General features: G+C 73.6%; 19 protein-coding genes and 3 pseudogenes. 16 read left to right on the top strand and 6 right to left on the bottom strand.

Going from position 1 to position 18,474, the window contains the following annotated elements; translation table 11 throughout:
* The first annotated feature begins 9 nt into the window (after window positions 1-9).
* From UK82_RS20495 to UK82_RS20505, 3 genes are read left to right on the top strand one after another with little or no spacing between them, the layout of a single operon-like run.
* The gene (locus UK82_RS20495; protein ID WP_044884944.1) at window positions 10-1,242 is read left to right on the top strand and encodes an iron-containing alcohol dehydrogenase; all 1,233 of its coding nucleotides are present in this window, start codon (window positions 10-12) and stop codon (window positions 1,240-1,242) included.
* A complete protein-coding gene (locus UK82_RS20500) occupies window positions 1,179-2,702 on the top strand; it encodes an aldehyde dehydrogenase family protein (protein ID WP_095212136.1) in 1,524 nt (507 codons plus the stop codon). Before UK82_RS20495 ends, UK82_RS20500 begins: the two co-directional genes overlap by 64 nt.
* A complete protein-coding gene (locus UK82_RS20505; RefSeq protein WP_236706214.1) occupies window positions 2,699-3,607 on the top strand; it encodes an SDR family NAD(P)-dependent oxidoreductase in 909 nt (302 codons plus the stop codon). Before UK82_RS20500 ends, UK82_RS20505 begins: the two co-directional genes overlap by 4 nt.
* Here the strand turns inward: UK82_RS20505 and UK82_RS34115 are convergent.
* Entirely contained in the window at window positions 3,576-3,782 is a 207-nt protein-coding gene (locus UK82_RS34115; protein ID WP_173667329.1) for a hypothetical protein, read from the bottom strand. The genes UK82_RS20505 and UK82_RS34115 overlap by 32 nt on opposite strands.
* Here UK82_RS34115 and lhgO point away from each other — a divergent pair.
* Complete coding sequence (gene lhgO / locus UK82_RS20515) at window positions 3,766-4,953, top strand: L-2-hydroxyglutarate oxidase (RefSeq protein WP_044884947.1); 1,188 nt, start codon at window positions 3,766-3,768, stop codon at window positions 4,951-4,953. The two genes, UK82_RS34115 and lhgO, sit on opposite strands and share 17 nt — an antisense overlap.
* Window positions 4,954-5,019: 66 nt before the next feature.
* Window positions 5,020-5,871 (top strand): alpha/beta fold hydrolase, encoded by an 852-nt coding sequence (locus UK82_RS20520; protein WP_055408794.1) that lies wholly within the window; start codon window positions 5,020-5,022, stop codon window positions 5,869-5,871.
* Between the two features lie 308 nt (window positions 5,872-6,179).
* Here the strand turns inward: UK82_RS20520 and UK82_RS20525 are convergent, their stop codons facing one another.
* The 4 genes and pseudogenes from UK82_RS20525 to UK82_RS20535 all read right to left on the bottom strand — a co-directional run bounded on the left by UK82_RS20525 (window position 6,180) and on the right by UK82_RS20535 (window position 8,620).
* Window positions 6,180-7,046 (bottom strand): CoA ester lyase, encoded by an 867-nt coding sequence (locus tag UK82_RS20525; protein ID WP_236706215.1) that lies wholly within the window; start codon window positions 7,044-7,046, stop codon window positions 6,180-6,182.
* Window positions 7,036-7,389 (bottom strand): MaoC family dehydratase (locus UK82_RS39030; RefSeq protein WP_236706216.1); only part of this gene is annotated, 354 nt, incomplete at its 5' end. The genes UK82_RS39030 and UK82_RS20525, both read right to left, overlap by 11 nt.
* A gap of 1 nt (window position 7,390) precedes the next feature.
* A pseudogene (locus tag UK82_RS39035) lies at window positions 7,391-7,590 on the bottom strand (MaoC family dehydratase); the annotation flags it as partial.
* Between the two features lie 268 nt (window positions 7,591-7,858).
* Window positions 7,859-8,620, bottom strand: coding sequence for a 3-hydroxyacyl-CoA dehydrogenase (locus UK82_RS20535; protein WP_044884950.1), 762 nt, complete (start codon window positions 8,618-8,620; stop codon window positions 7,859-7,861).
* 95 nt (window positions 8,621-8,715) lie between these two features.
* On the opposite strand from UK82_RS20535, the gene tnpA reads away from it, so the two are divergent.
* Both tnpA and UK82_RS20545 read left to right on the top strand, forming a co-directional pair.
* Window positions 8,716-9,138, top strand: a complete 423-nt coding sequence (tnpA, locus tag UK82_RS20540) for an IS200/IS605 family transposase (protein ID WP_044884951.1) — start codon at window positions 8,716-8,718, stop codon at window positions 9,136-9,138.
* Window positions 9,135-10,334 carry an RNA-guided endonuclease TnpB family protein gene (locus tag UK82_RS20545; RefSeq protein ID WP_055408798.1) on the top strand — a complete coding sequence of 400 codons (1,200 nt, stop codon included), beginning with the start codon at window positions 9,135-9,137 and terminating at the stop codon, window positions 10,332-10,334. Before tnpA ends, UK82_RS20545 begins: the two co-directional genes overlap by 4 nt.
* A 169-nt stretch (window positions 10,335-10,503) precedes the next feature.
* Here the strand turns inward: UK82_RS20545 and UK82_RS20550 are convergent, their stop codons facing one another.
* Complete coding sequence (locus UK82_RS20550; protein WP_110431434.1) at window positions 10,504-11,355, bottom strand: SDR family NAD(P)-dependent oxidoreductase; 852 nt, start codon at window positions 11,353-11,355, stop codon at window positions 10,504-10,506.
* 293 nt (window positions 11,356-11,648) lie between these two features.
* Between UK82_RS20550 and UK82_RS20555 the strand changes: the two genes are divergently transcribed.
* The 9 genes and pseudogenes from UK82_RS20555 (at window position 11,649) to UK82_RS20590 (ending at window position 18,451) form a co-directional block, all read left to right on the top strand.
* Window positions 11,649-12,041: a MaoC family dehydratase N-terminal domain-containing protein gene (locus tag UK82_RS20555; RefSeq protein WP_044884953.1), complete on the top strand. Its 393-nt coding sequence runs from the start codon at window positions 11,649-11,651 to the stop codon at window positions 12,039-12,041.
* Window positions 12,038-12,535: a MaoC/PaaZ C-terminal domain-containing protein gene (locus tag UK82_RS20560; RefSeq protein WP_083507285.1), complete on the top strand. Its 498-nt coding sequence runs from the start codon at window positions 12,038-12,040 to the stop codon at window positions 12,533-12,535. Before UK82_RS20555 ends, UK82_RS20560 begins: the two co-directional genes overlap by 4 nt.
* Entirely contained in the window at window positions 12,535-13,329 is a 795-nt protein-coding gene (locus UK82_RS20565; protein WP_044884954.1) for an enoyl-CoA hydratase/isomerase family protein, read from the top strand. Before UK82_RS20560 ends, UK82_RS20565 begins: the two co-directional genes overlap by 1 nt.
* On the top strand, window positions 13,314-14,696 hold the full coding sequence (locus UK82_RS20570) for a phenylacetate--CoA ligase family protein (protein ID WP_044884955.1): 1,383 nt from the start codon (window positions 13,314-13,316) through the stop codon (window positions 14,694-14,696). The genes UK82_RS20565 and UK82_RS20570 overlap by 16 nt, the downstream gene beginning before the upstream one ends.
* 117 nt (window positions 14,697-14,813) lie before the next feature.
* On the top strand, window positions 14,814-15,104 hold the full coding sequence (locus UK82_RS32970) for a hypothetical protein (protein ID WP_044884956.1): 291 nt from the start codon (window positions 14,814-14,816) through the stop codon (window positions 15,102-15,104).
* A pseudogene (locus UK82_RS39040) lies at window positions 15,101-15,258 on the top strand (TIGR03857 family LLM class F420-dependent oxidoreductase); the annotation flags it as partial. The gene UK82_RS32970 and the pseudogene UK82_RS39040, both read left to right, overlap by 4 nt.
* Before the next feature lies 1 nt (window position 15,259).
* Window positions 15,260-16,231, top strand: a pseudogene (locus UK82_RS20580) (TIGR03857 family LLM class F420-dependent oxidoreductase); the annotation flags it as partial.
* Between the two features lie 131 nt (window positions 16,232-16,362).
* Window positions 16,363-17,523 carry an acyl-CoA dehydrogenase family protein gene (locus UK82_RS20585; RefSeq protein WP_044884957.1) on the top strand — a complete coding sequence of 387 codons (1,161 nt, stop codon included), beginning with the start codon at window positions 16,363-16,365 and terminating at the stop codon, window positions 17,521-17,523.
* Between the two features lie 202 nt (window positions 17,524-17,725).
* On the top strand, window positions 17,726-18,451 hold the full coding sequence (locus tag UK82_RS20590; protein ID WP_044884958.1) for a Phenylacetic acid catabolic protein: 726 nt from the start codon (window positions 17,726-17,728) through the stop codon (window positions 18,449-18,451).
* Window positions 18,452-18,474: the final 23 nt, after the last annotated feature.

Raw genomic sequence — 18,474 nt, forward strand, 5'->3', positions numbered from 1 at the left:
GAGGACAACGTGCTGCTAGATCTCGCCGGCACCGGCGCACCGGCCTTCCTCGCCCCCCGGCAGGTGCTGACCGGGGCGGGGTCCGCCGCCACGGCGGGGGCGGCCCTGCGCTCCTGGGGGGTGGCCCCGGGGCGGGTGCTCGTCGTCGCCGACCGGGTCGTGTCCGAGGCAGGGCTGCTCGGCACCGTGGTCGGCGGCCTGGCGGACGCCGGCTTCGGGGTGACGGTGTTCGACGACGTCGCCGGCGAGCCCACCGACACCGTCGTCGCCCGCGCCGCCGACATCGCCCGCGCCCAGGCGGTCACGGCCGTCGTCGGCGTCGGCGGCGGCAGCGCGCTCGACCTCGCCAAGTCCGTCGCCCTGCTCGCGACGAACACGGGCGGGATCGCCGACTGGGTCGGCGTCGTCGAGCCGCCGGTGCCGGTCGCGCCGCTGCTGCTCGTGCCGACGACCACCGGCACCGGCTCGGAGGCGACCCGCATCTCGATGATCACGATCGACGGTGCGAAACGGATCGTGAGCTGCGCCCAGTTCGTCCCGCTCGTCGCCGTTCTCGACGCCGACCTGGTGGCCGACCTCCCCGCGGCGGTGGTCGCCTCCACCGGCATGGACGCGATCGCCCACGGCGTGGAGTCGATGCTGTCGACCACCCGCACCGCGCTGACCCTGGCGGTGGCCACCGAGGCGGTGCGGATCCTCACCGCCAGCCTCGAGTCCGCCGCGCTCGACGGCGACCGGGCCGCCCGGGGTCGCGTGCTCTACGCCTCGCACCTGGCCGGGCTGGCGCTCAACGCGGGCGTCGTGCTCGGGCACAGCCTGGCCTACGTCATCGCCCGGCACGCCCCGATGCCGCACGGGACGAGCTGCGCGCTGGCCCTGCCCTACTGCCTGGCCTACGACCGCGATGTGCCCGAGGCCCTCGCCGCGCACATCGCGCGGACCGTCACCGCCGGCGGGAGCACGCGGCTGCGGGCGGCGGCGGAACGGGTCGACGCCCTCGCGCAGCGACTCGGCCTACCCCGCTCGCTCGACGCCGTCGGCATCCGGGCCGACCTGCTGGCGCAGATGGCCGCGGAGACCGTCCGCGACTTCCCACGCCCCACGAACCCGGTCCCGATGGCGACGGCGCCGGTGCACCGCCTGCTCACCACGATGCACCGCGGCAGCGTCGCCGACGCATGGGAGCTCGACCTCACCCCGGACCCCGACCCGAACCCCACCTCGGATGGAGTGGCCGCGTGACCACGACCAACGATCGTCCCGTCCTCGTCGCCGGCGCCTGGGACGCTGGCGCGCACGGCGCCTGGATCCCCGTGCTCGACCCCGCGGACCTGCGCCACATCGTCGCCCGGGTGCCCGCCCTGGATGGCGCCGACATCGCGCGGACGTACGACGCGGCCGAGGCCGGCGCCCGCGCCTGGCGCGCCGCCGGGGCCCTCGAGCGCGGCACGGTGCTGCTGCGCGCCGCCGGGCTGCTGCGCGACCGGGCCGCCGACATCGCCCACGACCTCGTCCTGGAGATGGGCAAGACCCTCGCCGAGGCCACCGGCGAGGTCGCCAAGGCCGCCGACTTCTTCGAGTACTACGGCAGCCTGGCCCGTGCGCCCCACGGCTACGAGCTGCCCGACGGCCGGCCGGACACCAGCACCGCCGTGCGGTATGAACCCGTCGGGATCGTGCTGGCCATCACCCCGTGGAACGACCCGCTGCTGACCCCGGCCCGCAAGCTGGCCCCGGCGCTCAGCGCCGGCAACGCGGTGGTACTCAAGCCCGCCACCGACACCCCGCTGGTGAGCCTGCACCTCGCCCACGCGCTGCTCGACGCGGGCCTGCCCGCGAACGCGCTGTCCGTGGTGACCGGCCGCGGCCGCGACATCTCCGGGCCGCTGCTCGCCGACCGCCGCCTCGCCGCCGTCACCTTCACCGGCAGCAACGAGGTCGGGCTGGCCATCATGCGCACCGTCGCCGGGCGCAACCTGCGGGTCCAGACCGAGATGGGCGGGAAGAACGCCACCGCGGTGCTGGCCGACGCCGACCTCGACCTCGCCGCCGACACGATCGCCGCCGCCGCCTTCGCCCAGGCCGGGCAGCGCTGCACCGCGACGAGCCGGCTCGTCGTCGACGGCGCGGTCCGCGACGATCTGCTCGCCGCGCTGGGCCGCCGCGTCGCCGCGCTGCGGCTGGGACCAGGCCTCGAGGCGGACACCACCATGGGCCCGGTGGTGAACACCGCGCAGCGCGACTCGGTGCTCGACCACGTCCGCCAGGCCCGCGCCGAGGGCGCGACGCTGCTCGCCGGCGGCGGCACCCCGGCGGACACCGGGCTGAGCCACGGCTGCTTCGTCGAACCCACGATCCTCGGCGACGTGACCCCGGCGATGTCGATCTGGCGCGACGAGGTCTTCGGCCCCGTCCTCGCGGTGCGCACCGTCGACGGCTTCGACGAGGCGGTCGACGCCGTCAACGACTCGGTCTACGGGCTGTCGGCGGCGCTGTTCACCCGGGACCTGAGCGCCGCCCACCTGTTCCTCGACCGGGCCGACGCCGGCCAGGTCGCGGTGAACCTGCCCACCTCCGGCTGGGACGTGCACCATCCCTTCGGCGGCTTCCGCGAGTCCGGCTCGCCGTTCAAGGAGCAGGGCCTCGAGGCGCTGCACTTCTACCGCCGGGCCAAGACCACCGCCATCCGGTTCCGCGGATGACCGCCGTCCCCCACGATCCCGGTCCGCAGGGCGGTCGCGGTACTCCGGCCGTCCCCGCGGCGATGGCCGGCGCGCCGGCATCGCCGTCGCCGGCATCGCCGTCGCCGGTGACGCCGTCGCCGGTGACGCCGTCGCCGGTGACGCCCGCCCCGGTGACGGGGGCGCTGGCGGGGCGAACGGTGCTGGTCACCGGCGCCGGACGGGGCCTGGGGCGGGCCATGGCGCTGGGCGTGGCGGGGGCCGGTGCCACGGTCGTCGCGGTGGCCCGCACGGCGGGCGAGCTCGCCGAGACGGCGGCGCTGGCCGACCCGGGCCGCGTCCACGTGCTGCCCTGGGACCTCGCCGCGCCCGACACCGCCGACGACCTCGTCGCCGGCGCGCAACGGCTGGCCGGGCCGCTGCACGGCGTCGTGCACGCCGCCGGGATCCAGCACCGGGCGCCGGCGGCGGACTTTCCCGCCGACGCCTGGCAGCGCATCCTGACGGTCAACCTGAGCGCGCCGTTCTTCCTGAGCACCGCGGTGCACCGGGCGCAGGCGGCCCGGGGCGAGTCCGGCAGTCATGTGTTCATCGGGTCGTTGGCGAGCTCGATCGGGCTGCGCGACGTCGCCGCCTACGCCGCCAGCAAGGCCGGCGTCCTCGGCGTCGTGCGCGCGCTCGCGGTGGAGTGGGCGGCGAGCGGCGCCCGGGTCAACTGCGTCGCCCCCGGCTACATCCGCACCGCGCTGACCGAGGACCTGTTCGCCGACGCCGAGCGCGCCGCCTGGGTCGCCGGACGCATCCCCATGGGCCGCCTCGGTGAGCCCGCGGACCTCGCCGGCGCCGTCGTGTTCCTGCTCGCCGAGGCATCGGCGTACATCACCGGGCAACTGATCAACGTCGATGGAGGGTGGCTCGCCGGATGAGCGTGTCGGAGGATCGCGGCGCCACGGCGCCGAGCACGGCCGCGGGCAGGCCGGCGTCGGGCAGGCCGGCGTCGGGCAGGCCGGCGTCGGGCGTCACGGCGGCAGGCGTCACGGCGTCGGGCGGGCCGGGGACGGTCAGGCGGACGACGTTCGGGGTCGTGGGGGGCGGCATCATCGGGCTGGCCGTGGCCCGCGAGCTCGCGCTGCGCCACCCCGGCGCCGAGGTCGTCGTCGTCGAGAAGGAACCGCGGCTCGCGGCCCACCAGACCGGGCACAACAGCGGCGTCATCCACGCCGGGCTGTACTACCAGCCCGGCTCCCTCAAGGCGACGCTGTGCACCCGCGGCGGCGCCCTGCTGCGGGAGTTCAGCCAGCAGCACGGCATCGACTTCCAGGAGCTCGGCAAGCTCGTCGTCGCCACGAACGACGCCGAGCTCGAACAGCTCGCGGTCATCGAGGACCGCGCCCGGCGCAACCGGGTACCCGACCTGGTGCGGCTCGACCGCGCCGGGATGGCCGAGATCGAGCCGCACATCAGCGGGATCGCCGCGCTGCACTCCCCGCACACTGCGGTCATCGACTACCGGGCGGTGTGCGAGGCACTGGCGGCGGACCTCGCCGCGCGGGGCGGCCGGGTGCTGTTGTCCAGCCCGGTCACCGCCATCCGCGACGAAGGCGACCGGGTCGCCGTCACCGCCGGCGGGCAGACCCTGCGCGTCGACCGGCTCGTCGCCTGCGGCGGGCTGTCCAGCGATGCGCTGGCGGCGATGGTCGACGACCCCGGCGACGTGCGGATCATCCCGTTCCGCGGCGAGTACTACCACCTGCGGGCGGGGCTGCGCGACCGGGTGCGCGGCCTGGTCTACCCGGTGCCGGACCCGCGTTACCCGTTCCTCGGGGTGCACCTGACCCGCGACCTGACCGGCGGCGTCCACGTCGGCCCGAACGCCGTCCTCGCCCTCGCCCTGGAGGGTTACCGCTGGCGCGACGTCAACCCGCGCGACCTCGCCCAGGTGCTGACCTGGCCGGGGATGCGCCGGCTGGCCCACGAGCACTGGCGCAACGGCCTGGCGGAGATGGTCGGCTCGCTGTCCCGGCGCCGCTTCGCCGCCGCGGTGCGCCGCTACCTTCCGGAGGTGCGGGCCGGCGACCTCACCCGGGCGCCGGCCGGAGTGCGGGCGCAGGCCGTGCGCCGCACGGGCGAGCTCGTCGACGACTTCGTGATCCGCACCAGCGGGCGGGTCACCGTGGTGCGCAACGCCCCGTCCCCGGCCGCCACGTCGTCGCTGGCGATCGCCGAGCACATCGTCGGCCAGCTCGCCGTCATCGGAGGCGCCCGCCCCTGACCTGCCGGTGACGGTCCGCTGCCGCCCGGACGCGCGTCTCGCCCCGACGCGCGGCAGGATGGTGACATGAGCGGAACCAGCACCGCGGGGCCGAGCGCCCCCTCCGACCCGACGGAGAGCCGCGCGCACGTCCGGGGCGCCGAGCTCGCCTACACCGACGCCGGCACGGGTCCCCTCGCCGTCTACGCCCACGGCGTCACCCAGAGCCGCGCGTCGGAGGCGGCGTCGGGCCTGTTCGACTGGTCACCCGTCGTCGCCGCGGGCCGGCGCCTGGTGCGCTACGACGCCCGGGGCCACGGGCAGTCCACCGGCGACCCGGTTCCGGCGCAGTACACCTGGCCGCAGCTCGCCGAGGACCTGCTCGCGCTGCTCGACCAGCTTGCCGGGCCGTCGCCGGTGGCCGGGATCGGTTCGTCGATGGGCACCGGCACGCTGCTGCACGCCGCCGTGGCCGCGCCGGGCCGCTTCGACCGGCTCGTGCTGACCGCACCGCCGACCGCATGGGCGACACGGGCGGCCCAGGCCGACCTCTACCGGCGGGGCGCCGACCTCGTGGAGACGCGCGGCCCGGCACTGTTCGCCGAGCTCGCCGCCGGCGCGCCCGTACCGCCGGTCTTCGCCGACCTGCCCAACTACCCACCGGCACCCGACGTCAGCGAGAAGCTCTTCCCGTCGGTTCTGCGCGGCGCCGCCGACTCCGACCTTCCCTCCGAGCAGGCCCTGGCCACCATCGACATTCCCGTCCTGATCCTGCCCTGGGCCGGCGACCCGGGGCATCCCGTCTCCACCGCCGAGCGGCTCGCCGCCCTCATCGACGGAGCCCAGCTCCAGGTCGCCGAGACCGGCGCGCAGCTCGCGAGCTGGGGCGCCCTGGCCGCGGACTTCCTCGGCCCGGGCGGAGGCGCGGGCGGCGCCTGATCATCGCCCCAGTCCCTCTCCAGCAGCCAGATCCTGCTGCCGGCCGCGGAGTTGCTGGAGGTTGATGGCCACCGGGCCGCGCACACCCCTTGTCGTCACCGCCGCCTGTCGTCCCGCCCACCAGTCCGACGTCCGCATCCCGATTCCCGATTCCCGATTCCCGGCCAGATGGCGGCCAGATCGTGCCGAGGTTTCGGTACGGTTTTTCGCCCGAAAACCGTGCACAGCCCTCGGCACGATTCTGTAGTCAGAGGACGACGAAAAGTGAACGGCTTTCGACGGCGGCAGGCGGCAGCGGACCTGCCCGTCTACCGCCCCGGGACGCTCTCTGCGGCGCGCAGCAGGTGCTCGGCATGGCGCAGGACCGGCGCGTCGACCATCCGGCCCTCGAAGGCGAACACGCCGACGCCCGCCTCATGCGCCGCCGCCAGTACGCGGCGCGCCCAGGCCACCTCGTCCGCCGACGGCGCGAACGCCGCCCGGACCACCGGGACCTGCGTCGGGTGGATGCAGGCCTTGAGACCAAAGCCGCTGGCCGCGGCGTCCCGCGCCTCGGCGGCCATCCCGTCCAGGTCGGCGATGTCCAGGTAGACGGCGTCGATCGCCTGGCGGCCGTGGGCGCCGGCGGCGAGCAGGACGGCCGCGCGGGCGTACCGGGCGACGTCGCGGTAGCGCCCGTCGTCGAACCGGCTCGACCGGCCGCCCAGCCCGGCGACGAGGTCCTCCGCGCCCCACATCAGGCCGACGACGTTCGCCGCCGCGGCCAGCTCTGGCGCCGCGAGCACCCCGCGGGCCGTCTCGCACAGCGCGATGACCGTGAAGCCGGCGAGCTGCTCGACCTGCGCCGCCGACTCCGCCTTCGCCAGCATGACCAGGCGCACGCCCGTTCCGTCCAGCGCCGCGAGGTCCGCGGCGAAGTCCGGGGTGCCGACCGGGCTGACCCGCACGACGGTGCGGGCCGGGTCGAGGCCGGGCAGGGCCGCCACCAGCGCCTCCCGGGCCGCGGGCCGCGCCGGGGGTGCCACGCCGTCCTCCAGGTCGAGGATGACGAGGTCCGCGGCGTCCGCCGCCCGGGCGAAGCGGTCCGGGCGGTCGGCGGGACAGAACAGCAGGGTCGTGCCCGCGAGCCCAGCCGTGTCCGCGAGCCCAGCCGTGTCCGTGGCCTCAGCTGACATCCGAGCGCACCCCGTCCCGCTCGGCCGCGCCCGAGTCCGTTGCCGCCGGGCGCAGGAGCATCAGCGCCGAGCGGGTCGCCGTGGCGACCACGACGCCCTCCTGGTTGCGCGCGGTGTGCTCGAACTCGACGACGCCCGTGTCCGGCCGGCTGCTCGACAGGCGCCGGCTGCGCACGACCGTCTCCGCGTAGAGGGTGTCCCCCACGAACACCGGCGCGGGGAAGCGCACCGCGCCGAAGCCGAGGTTCGCCACCGTCGTGCCCTGCGTCAGTTGTGCCACCGACAACCCCACCAGGGTCGACAACGTGAACAGGCTGTTGACCAGCCGCTGCCCGAACGGCTGNGTCGCGCTCCAGGCCTCGTCGAGGTGCAGGGCCTGCATGTTCATCGTCAGGGTCGTGAAGAGGGTGTTGTCGGCCTCGCCCACCGTGCGGCCCGGGCGGTGCCGGTACACGACCCCCTCGGCCAGCTCGTCGTAGTACAGCCCGCGCTGCTCGATGACGGGCCGGCCGTCCACGAGCCGACCCTCCACCGCGGCCGCCATCAGCAGGCACCCGTCGTGGCGAGCGGCCGGCCGACGTGCGGCCTGCCGGCCCGGAAGACCGAAGCGCGCATGAAAACTCTCCTCTGGCCCAGGGCGAGCGCTCGCGGCTTCACCTCGTCGACAACGACGACGGCCGGGCGCCCTGCCCACCGGAGCGCCGCACCCTCCCGGCCGGCGCCCGAATTCCCCGTGGAAGACGGATCGCCGGCGAGCTGACCGAACGCCCGTTCACCTGCCCGTCAGGGCGAATCCTAGCCGCCTGGCCTGGTCAGCGGGGCGCCATGCGGATCGCGCCGTCGAGGCGGATCACCTCGCCGTTGAGCATCGGGTTGGCCACGATGTGCTCGACCAGGGCCGCGTACTCGTCCGGGTTGCCCAGCCGGCTCGGATGCGGAACCTGCCGCCCCAGCGACTCCCGGGCCTGCTCGGACAGCCCGCCGAGCATCGGTGTCTCGAACAGGCCCGGCGCGATGGTGACCACCCGGATCGCCCGGTCGGCGAGGTCCCGAGCGATGGGCAGCGTCATGGCGGCGACGCCACCCTTGGACGCCGAGTAGGCGGCCTGCCCGATCTGCCCCTCGAACGCGGCGACGGAGGCGGTGTTGACGATGACGCCGCGGTCGCCGTCGACCGGCTCGACCGTGGCGATCCGCTCGGCGGCGAGCCGGATGACGTTGAACGTCCCGATGAGGTTGACGTGGATCACCTTCGCGAAGGCCTCGAGCGGGAACACGCCGCCCCGCCCCAGCACCCGGATCGCGTTGCCGGTGCCGGCGCAGTTGACCACGACCCGCAGCGGGCCGAGGGCGACGGCGGCGTCGAGGGCGGCACCGACCTCCTCGGGCTGGGTGACGTCCGCCGCGACGAACCGGGCGTCGTCACCGAGCTCCTTGGCCACGGCGTCCCCGGCCGAGCTGGGCAGGTCGAGCAGCACGACCCTCGCCCCGGCCGCCAGCAGGCGCCGCGCCGTGGCGAGGCCGAGTCCGGACGCGCCGCCGGTCACCAGAGCGATGCTGCCTGAGATGTCCATCAGTTACCTCCAGAGGGGACTGTCGCCTTCAGGCGACAGGGGAATCCGGTACGGACCGCGATGGTTATACCGGTCGCGCTGGTATAACCAGTTGTATGGGGCGGCAGGTGACGACAGGCGCGGGCGGGGTCTACGACCTCGGCTACCACGTCGTCTGGTGCCCCAAATACCGCCGGCCCGTCCTGACCGGCCCGGTCCGCGACCGGCTTGACATCCTGCTGCGCGAGAAGTGCGCCGAGCATGACTGGACGGTTGTCGCGCTGGAGATCGAGCCCGACCATGTACACCTGTTCGTGAAAGCTCATCCGAAGCACTCCCCGTCGTACATCGCCAACCAGCTCAAGGGCTTCACGTCCCACGCGCTACGCGACGAGTTTGCGCACCTACGCTCCCGGCTGCCGACGCTCTGGTCCCGGTCGTACTTCGTCGCCACCGTCGGCGCGGTGTCGGCCGAGACGGTGCGGCGGTACATCGACACGCAGGACGAGCGGCCGTGGCGCAAGGGCGTGGCCCGGTGAGACGGACGTACAAGTTCCTGCTGCGCCCGAGCGGGCGGCAGGTCGCCTCGTTGAACGCGATGCTCGGCGACCACCGTGCGCTGTACAACGCCGCGCTCCAAGAACGGCGCGACGCCTACCGGCACCCGTCCCGAACAACAGTCCGCTACGGCGACCAGTCGGCCCAGTTGAAGGACATTCGGGCGTACGACACGGACCATGCCCGATGGTCGTTCTCCTCGCAGCAGGCCACGCTGCGCCGGCTGAACCTCGCGTTCGCCGCGTTCTTCCGCCGAGTCAAGGCGGGCGAGACGCCCGGCTACCCGCGTTTCCAAGGCGCCGGACACTTCGACACGGTCACATGGCCCGTCGACGGCGACGGCTGCCGCTGGGACTCGCAGCCCGAGCACCCGAGCCAGACGTTCATCCGCCTCCAGGGCATCGGACACGTCAAGGTCCACCAGCACCGGCCCGTACTCGGCACGGTCAAGACCCTGTCCGTCAAACGCGAGGGTAACCGCTGGTACCTCGCGCTGTCCTGCGACGACGTGCCCGCCGTCCCGCTCGAACCGACCGGTGCTGTCGTCGGCATCGACATGGGTGTCGCGTCGCTGGCGACCACGGCCGACGGCCGGCATTTCGGCAACCCGCGCTTCCTCCAGCGGTCCGCTGACCGACTCGCCGCCGCGCAGCGAGACCTGTCCCGGAAGAAACGCGGCTCGAGGCGGCGCCGCAAGGCCGTGGCCCGTGTTGCCCGCCAGCACCGGGCGGTCGCCCGGCAGCGGGCCGACCTCGCGCATAAGACCGCGCTCGAACTCGTCCGCGATCACGACCTGATCGCCGTCGAGAAGCTGAACATCAAGTGCATGGTCCGCCGGGCGCAGCCCAAGCCTGACCCTGACCGGCCGGGCCAGTTCCTGCCCAACGGGCAGGCCGCCAAGTCCGGACTGAACAAGTCGATCCACGACGCTGGGTGGGGGGTGTTCCTCGACGTGCTGCGCGCCAAGGCTGAAAGCGCCGGACGGACGGTTGTTGAGGTGAACGCCCGTCACACCTCCCAGCGATGTGCCGAGTGTGGGCACGTCGCGAAGGAGAACCGGCCGACGCAGGCCAAGTTCCTGTGCGTGCAGTGCGGCCACTCCGCGCACGCCGACGAGAACGCGGCGGTCAACATCCTCAGGGCAGGGCTTGCCCTTCAGGTAGCGACAGCTTCCTGAGAAGCTGACCCCTTCAGGCGTCAGAGGAGTCACGCCTCGATCTCCTTCGCAGGTCGGGTCAGTTCGTGGGTAGGCGGTCGGTTCGGGCCGCGGTCGGCTTGCGGAATCGCGGTCGGCCTGCAGGGTCGCGGTCGGTTCGCGGGGTCGCGGTCGGTTCGCGGGGTCGCGGTCAGAAGGCGGCGTAGCCGCCGTCGAGCAGGATGCTGTCGCCGGTGTGGAAGACGGACGCGGGCGAGGCCAGGTAGACGGCGATGCCGGCGAAGTCCTCCGGGCGGCCCCAGCGGCGCACGGGCATGCGCGGCAGCACCCGCTCGGTGAACCGTTCGTCGTGCAGCCCCTGGTGGGTCATGGGCGAGTCCGTCCAGCCGGGCAGGATGGCGTTCGCCCGGATGTCGTGGCGTGCCAGCTCCACCGCGGCCGCCCGGATCATCGCGGTCAGCCCGGCCTTGCTGGCGCCGTAGGAGTAGGCGCGGGCCTGCCCCTGCAGGACCGCGAGGCTGGACGTGGCGACGAGGCTCCCCCCGTTGCCGAAGCGCACCATCGCCCGGGCCGCCTCCCGCAGGGTCACGAACGCCCCGTCGAGGTCGACCCGTGTCACCTCGCGGAACTCGGCGAGCGACGTCTCCAGCAGCGGGTGGAACTGGGACGCGACACCGGCGTTGACGAAGCAGGAGTCGAGCCGGCCGAAGGTCGCGGCGACCTCGGCCATCGTCGCGACCACCTGGTCCTCGTCGCCGACGTCGCAGCGATGGCCGGTGGCCAGCCCGCCCGCCGCGCCGATGCGCTCGACGGCGGCGGCGTTCTTGGCCGCGTTGGTCCCCCAGACGCAGACGTGGGCGCCGGCCGCGGCGAGCCCGCCCGCGATGCCCAGGCCGATCCCGCCGTTGCCGCCGGTCACCACGCTGACGTGGCCAGTCAGGTCGAACGGGCTTCGCCCGGCGGGCGCGTCCGCCGCCACGGCACCGCCCGACGACCGCCGGCCCGACTCCCGCACGATGCTCATCGCCGAGCCCTCGCTCATCGCCGATCCCTCCTGTGCCGGAACCGCTTCCGAGCGCGGTGCCGACCCGACCGTAGGATCACCACGGCATTTTAGTCAACCATCGCGTCGGTCAAATAAACTCTTGACTGCGAGCCCCGCGATGGGGGACGGTCGGCTCAGTCCCGACGTGACCCGCGCCACGGCTCAAAAATCCCCCGCGAACCGCCTCACCGGCGGGCGGCTCCCCCTGACCACCGCGGCCCGCGGCCCGCGGACCAGCCACGTACCCTCGCCGCGCCCACGGGCCGCGGACAGTCCCGACGGAGGTCGAGATGGACGAAAGCGCCAAGGGCAGAACCCTGGTGGAGGACGACCTCACGGTCTCCCCCGATGTGCTCGCCGCACTGGCCCGGGCCGTCGGCAGCCCCGCGGGGACGGCGACGGCCACCCTCGTGCCCTACTTCGGCGCGGCGGTCGGCGGCGAGTCGACCGCGGTCGACGGCCTCGACCTCGACCTGTCCCGCGCGCTGCTCGCCGGCATCGACTACGACTGGCGCCGGCCCTTCGCCCCCGGCGAGCGGGTGCACGTGCGGGTCACCGTGGAGGACGTCTTCCGCAAGGGCGCCAACCAGTTCGGCCTGCTCGCCGCCGAGTTCACCGACGCGGCCGGCGACCTCGTGCAGCGCCAGACCGTCACCTTCATCGAGCGTGGGAGCAGCAAGTGACCCAGGATGACAGCGCGACTCTCACCCCCGGCGAGAATGTGCCCCCCGGCGAGAACGTGACCCTCGGCGAGAACGTGACCCTCGGCGAGCGCACGCGCGGCCCCGTGACCCGCGTGCAGATCGCCCGCTACGCCGGCGCGGTGGGCGACTTCAACCCCGTCCACGTCGACGACGAGTTCGCCCGCGCCTCCGGCCTGCCGTCGGTGATCGCGCACGGCCCGCTCACCGTGACGCTGGCGCTGGACGCCGTGGTCGAGCAGCTCGGCCCCCAGGCCCTGCGGTCCGCGAAAGCCCGGCTGTCCGCGCCGGTCTTCCCCGGCGACGAGCTGACGGTGGTGCCCACCGCCGACGGCGTCGAGGTGCGCAAGGCCGACGGCACGGTGGCGGCGACGGTCCGCCCGGAGACGGTGAACCCAGAGACGGTGAACCCAGAGACGGTGAACCCAGAGACAGGGCAGCCGGCGACGGCGCCCGAGGCCGCGGGGACGCGCTGATGGGGCACGAGTACATCATCCTGGACGACGAGCCCCGCGGCGTGCGGGTGCTCACGCTGAACCGGCCGGACCGGATGAACTCCTGGAACGCGGCGATGCGCCAGGAGCTGCGCGACGCCGTCGAGGACACCGCGCTCGATCCGGGGGTGCGCGTCCTGATCATCACCGGCGCGGGTGGGCGCGCGTTCTCCGCCGGCGAGGACGTCGGCGGCATGGGCGACCTCACGGCGCTCGGCACCCGCGGGTTCCGCGCGCACGCCCGGCGCATCCACGACGTCTTCGACACGATCGAGGCGATGGAGATCCCGGTGATCGCCGCCGTCGACGGGGTGGCCGCGGGCGGTGGGTTCGAGCTGGCACTGTCCTGCGACTTCCGGGTGGCCGGCGACAACGCCCGGTTCGTCATGCCGGAGGCGAAGGTCGGCCTCATCCCCGGGTCCGGGGGCTGTTCGCGGCTCGTCACCTACGTGGGCCGGGGCCGGGCCAAGGAGCTGGTCATGCTCGGCGGCACCCTGCGTCCCGCCGCCGCGTTGCAGCTCGGCCTGGTCACCGAGGTCGTCCCGGCCGGCACGGCGCTTGACGCCGCCCGGGCCATGGCCGACCGGCTCGCCGCGATGGCGCCGCTCGCCCTCGGCATGGCCAAGCTCGTGCTCAACACCTGTGCGGACGTCGACGGTGAGACCGGCCGCCGGCTGGAACGTCTCGGCCAGAGCGTGCTCAAGACCACCGAGGACCACCGCGAGGGCGCCGCCGCGTTCATCGAGAAGCGGACCGCGCAATGGCAGGGGCGTTAGGCCAGGCCGTCGACCAGCGGTTCTGGAACCGGGCGACGCAGACCGCCGATCGGGAACGGCTCGACGCGCTGCACCTCGCCCGGATCCGCCACCTGGTCGGCTGGGCCTACGACCACTCCCCGCTGCACCGGCGGATCTACGACGCGGCGGGGGTGAAGCCCGCCGACATCCGCACCTGGGACGACTACCATCACCGGCTGCCGTTCACCGACAAGCCCGACTACGTCCGCGACCAGGAGAGTTCGGAGTCGGGGTTCGGCGGTCTGGCGCTCGGCCCGGAGCACTGGCAGCAGTACTTCCACACGACGGGCACCACCGGCCGGTTCCTGCACGAGGCGTTCAGCCAGTTCGAGATGCACAAGGCGGGCACCCAGCTCTGCTACGGCCTGTGGAGCCAGGGCGCCCGGCCGCGCGACTCGATCTACTTCTGCTTCGACTTCGGCATGTGGGTCGGACTGTGGACGTACTACTGGGGGGCGCGCAACCTCGGCCTGACCATCGTCTCCGGCGGCGGTGCCACCGGGGAGCAGCGGGTCCGCCACATCCTCGAACGCCGCCCCGCCATCGTCTGCGGCACCCCCACCTACCTGCTACACCTGGCCGAGATCGCCGAGCGGGCGGGGCTGGACCTGCGCCGCGCCGGGGTGCGCATCCTGGCCGGCGGCGGCGAGGCGGGGCTGTCGGTGCCGCGCATCCGTGAACGGCTCGCCGAGGCCTGGGGCGCCGAGCGGATCCACGACGCCTACGGCATCGGGGAGGCGCTGTTCATCGGCCAGTCGTGCGACGTGTGGGCCGGCGGGGTACACGCGATCGAGGACGTCTGCCACTCGTACTCGGTGGACCCCGCCTCGGGCGAGCCGGTCACCGACGCCGGTGAGGTCGGCGAGCACGTCATCACCAGCTACACCCATCTCGTGCAGCCGTTCATCAAGTACCGGACGCACGACCTCGTCCGCATCGACGCCCGTCCCGACCACGGCTGCGGGTGGACGTGGAAGCACTTCCCCGGGGTCGTGCTCGGCCGGTCCGACTTCATGATCACAATCCGCGGGGTCAACGTGTACCCGACCGCGGTGGAGAACCTGATCAGCGAGGTCCCGGGGCTGACGCACCACTACGAGCTGCACCTGTCCCGCCGCGACGGCATGGACCGGATGCTGGTCCGGGCCGAGGCCGCGACGGGGGTCGGCGCGCTGGCCGACCTGGCCACGCGGCTGTCGGCCCACCTGCGCGACCATCTCGGGGTCCGGCTGGAGACCGAGGTCGTCCACGCCGGGACGCTGCCGCGCTACGAGCTGAAGACCAGACGGATCTTCGACGCCCGCGAGCCGGGCGCACGAGCCGCCACCACCCGGGAAGGGCGCTGAACTATGGCCGGCGTGGCACAGGGCGGCGTGGCACAGGGAACGCGGACTCGCACGGATCTCGACCCACTCCCGCCACCGGGACCAGGCACGGGGCCGGGGTCGGGGTTGGGGTCGGGGTTGGGGTCGGGCCTGGGCGCCGACGTCGAGCGGCAGCGCGCCCGCCTGCTCGCGGTACACGCCGACCTGGCCCGGGAGCGGGAGGCAGCCCTGTCGCCGGCGATCGAGCGGGCGCTGGAGACGGCCCAGATGTACCTGTTCCTCGCGCTGGGCTACGTCGGTCACACCGACGCCCTGTTTCCCGACGAGCTTCAGGCCCCCCACGAGCCACAGGCCCCCGGTGAGCTGTCGGCCCCTCAGTCCGCCTCCCCATCGACCGATGCGACCGAAGGCGGGGGAATCCCCTCATGACATCCGCAGACCACAACAACGGCGTGCACGACGACCTCAGCGTGCACGACGACCTCAGCGTCTACGTGTTACCGGGGCGGGCGAGCGATCCCGCCCGGGCCCTGCGGGAGGCGCGCGACGCCGAGCGGGCCGGCTTCGGCGCGGTCTACGTCAGNGAGCGGCTCGACCTCAAGGAGGCCGGGGTGGTCTGCGGGGCGCTCGCCGCGACGACCGACCGCTGCCGCGTCGGGACCGCAGTGATCCATCAGGGCACCCGGCATCCCCTCACCATCGCCGCGCTGGCGGCGACCGCGCACACGCTGAGCGGCGGCCGGTTCGTCCTCGGGCTCGGCCGAGGGCTGGGGGCGCTGGCGCCGTCGCTCGGCGTCCCGCCGCCGACGCTGCGCGGGCTGGAGCACCTGGTGGGCGTGCTGCGGCGGCTGTGGACAGGCGAGGCGATCCGGGAGGAGGGCGCGGCGGGGTCGTTCCGCGGGATGCGCTTCTCCGACCTGCCCCCGGACGGCGCGCCGCCGGTCGTCCTCGGCACCATCGGCCCACGCGGGCTCGACCTCGCCGGGCGGGCGTTCGACGGGGTCATCCTGCACCCGTTCCTCACGGTCGACGCGGTGGCCGCCTCGGTGGCGGCGGTGCGCGGCGCCGCGGAGCGGGCCGGACGCGACCCCGCGTCGGTCCGGGTCATCACCACCCTCGTCGCCGCGCCCGACCTGCCGCCCGACCGGGCTGACCTCGCGGTGCGGGCGCGGGCGGTCAGCTACTTCCAGGTCCGCGGCCTCGGGGAGCTGCTGGTCGAACGCAACGGTTGGGATCCGGCGGTGCTCGACCGGCTGCGCGCCCATCCCACCCTGACCGGACGCGGCATCGCGGACACCGCCGTCACCCGCGACCGGCTGGTCGACTCCGCCGAGCTGATCCCCGCGGAATGGTTCGACACCGGCGCGGCGATCGGGTCCAGTGCCGCGTGCGCGCGGCGGGCGGCGGCCTACCGCGCGGCCGGCGCCGACGAGGTGCTGGTGCACGGCGCCTCCCCCGCCGAGGCCGCCGCTATGGCCGCCGCCTGGGGTGCCCTGCGCTCCCGTCCGGACGCCGCACCCGCCTTCGCCGCCGCGGGCGGCGCAGCCGCCGGCTGACCAGCCCTCCGCAAGGAACCACCAGCCCGCCACAGGCAACCACTCCCGCCACAGGCAACCACTCCCGGGACGAGCAACCAGGCCCGCGACAAGCAACCAGGCCCCGCCGAGCACAGCCAGGAGTCGCCGTCATGCAACGCACGCTTTTCGAGGCCGAACACGAGGAGTTCCGCGAGCTCGTGCGGACCTTCGTCACCAAGGAATGCCAGCCGCATCACGAGGAGTGGGAGCGGGCCGGCGTCGTCGACCGCTCCGCCTGGCGTCGGGCCGGTGAGATGGGCCTGCTCGGGCTCACGGTGCCCGAGCAGTACGGCGGCGCCGGGCTGAGCGACCCCCGCTTCGACGTGATCGTCACCGAGGAGCTGGCGTTCGGCGGCATCACCGGACTCGGACTGTCGCTGCACAACGAGCTGCTCGCCCCCTACCTGGTGGGCCTGACCACCGACGCGCAGAAGGCGCGCTGGCTGCCCGGCTACTGCTCCGGCGAGACCGTCACCGCCATCGCGATGAGCGAGCCCGGCGCCGGCAGCGACCTGCGCGGCATCCGCACGACCGCCATCCGCGATGGCGACCATTTCGTCGTCAACGGCGCCAAGACCTTCATCAGCAACGGCCTGCTCGCCGACCTCGTGGTCGTGGCGGTCAAGACCGACCCGGGGGCCGGGCGGGGCTCGCTCAGCCTGCTCGCGGTGGAGCGCGCCACCCCCGGCTTCGAGCGGGGACGCAAGCTCGACAAGGTCGGCCTGCGCGCGCAGGACACCGCCGAGCTGTTCTTCAACGATGCCCGGGTGCCGGCAGCCAACCTGCTCGGCGAGGAGCACCGCGGGCTGCACTACCTGATGCGCAACCTGGCGGCCGAACGGCTGTCCATCGCCGTCGGCAGCGTCGCCAGCGCCCGCCGGGCCCAGGAGCTGACCAGGCAGTACGTCCGCAGCCGCACGGCGTTCGGCACCACGATCGGCAGCTTCCAGAACACCCGGTTCGTCCTGGCGGCCCTGCATGCCCGCACGCTCGCCGTCCAGGCCCTCGTGGACGGCTGCGTCCAGGCCAGGATCGCCGGCACGCTCACCCCGCAGGACGCCGCCGCGGCCAAGCTGCTCGCCACGGAGCTGGAGTTCGACGCGGTCGACGCCGGGGTCCAGCTCCACGGCGGCTACGGCTGGATGGAGGAGTACCCGATCGCCCGGATGTACCGCGACGTGCGCATCACCCGGATCTTCGGCGGCAGCAGCGAGATCATGAAGGAGGTCGTCGGCCGCGCGCTGCGACTCGACGACCCCACCGCCCCCTGAACGACCAGCCTGCTCCCGCCCGCCAGCCCGACCCGCCCGCCAGCCCGACCCGGCTGCCCGACCGGCCCGGCTGCCCGACCGGCCAGGCCCCTTGGCCGCCTACCCGAAGACCTCCGTATCCGATTTATCCCTCCGACAAGCAATGCCGATTTCATTCGACTCATGAGTTGACAATAATGGTGGACCTTCCTACGATGAGGTCATGGCAGATGCGATGGTGGGCGAGCGTCGGGTGTACCGGGAGAACGACACCGACATCCCGAGCGAGTTCTCCGACCTGCTGGTGCGCATGCTCGTGCACCACCTGGAGAACTCGACGAACCGGTACTACACCGAGCTGCTGAACCACCTGTGGGAACGCTGCATGACGCTCGCTCCCGAGGAGCGACTGAAGACGACCTTCGCGAAGCTCATGCAGCAGGAGGTCGAGCACGGCGTCATCACGGCGCGGATCCTGGCGGGCCTGGGCGTCGGCAGGATCGAGCAGCCGATCAAGCAGTACCTGTTCCACCTGCCCATCGACACGTTCTGCGACATGGCGTACTTCAACGCCCTGGGCGACCGGGTGGGCTGCTACATCGGGGAGACGTGGGAGGACGTGCCCTACGAGCCCCTGTTGAACGTGGCGGAACGCCTGCACAAGGACGAGGTGTTCCACGCGACGTTCGGCATGTCGAACCTGCGTCGCGTGTGCGCCGATCCGGCCGGGCTGGCGGAGGCCAACGAGAAGATAAAGATCTGGTGGCCGGCCGCGCTGGACATGTTCGGCCGGTCGGACTCGGAGTTCAGCGACGCCTACGTCCGCTGGGGCCTGCGCAAGCTCAACAACGCCCAGCTCCGCCAGCAGTACATCGCCGACACCCGTCCACTGCTGGAGGAACTCGGCATCACCGTTCCCGCGGACACGGCGAACCGCCGTTTCCTCTGATGGCGCGGGCATGAGGCAGGCGC

It is taken from the genome of Frankia sp. ACN1ag, assembly GCF_001414035.1.
Taxonomy (GTDB): Bacteria; Actinomycetota; Actinomycetes; order Frankiales; family Frankiaceae; genus Frankia; species Frankia torreyi.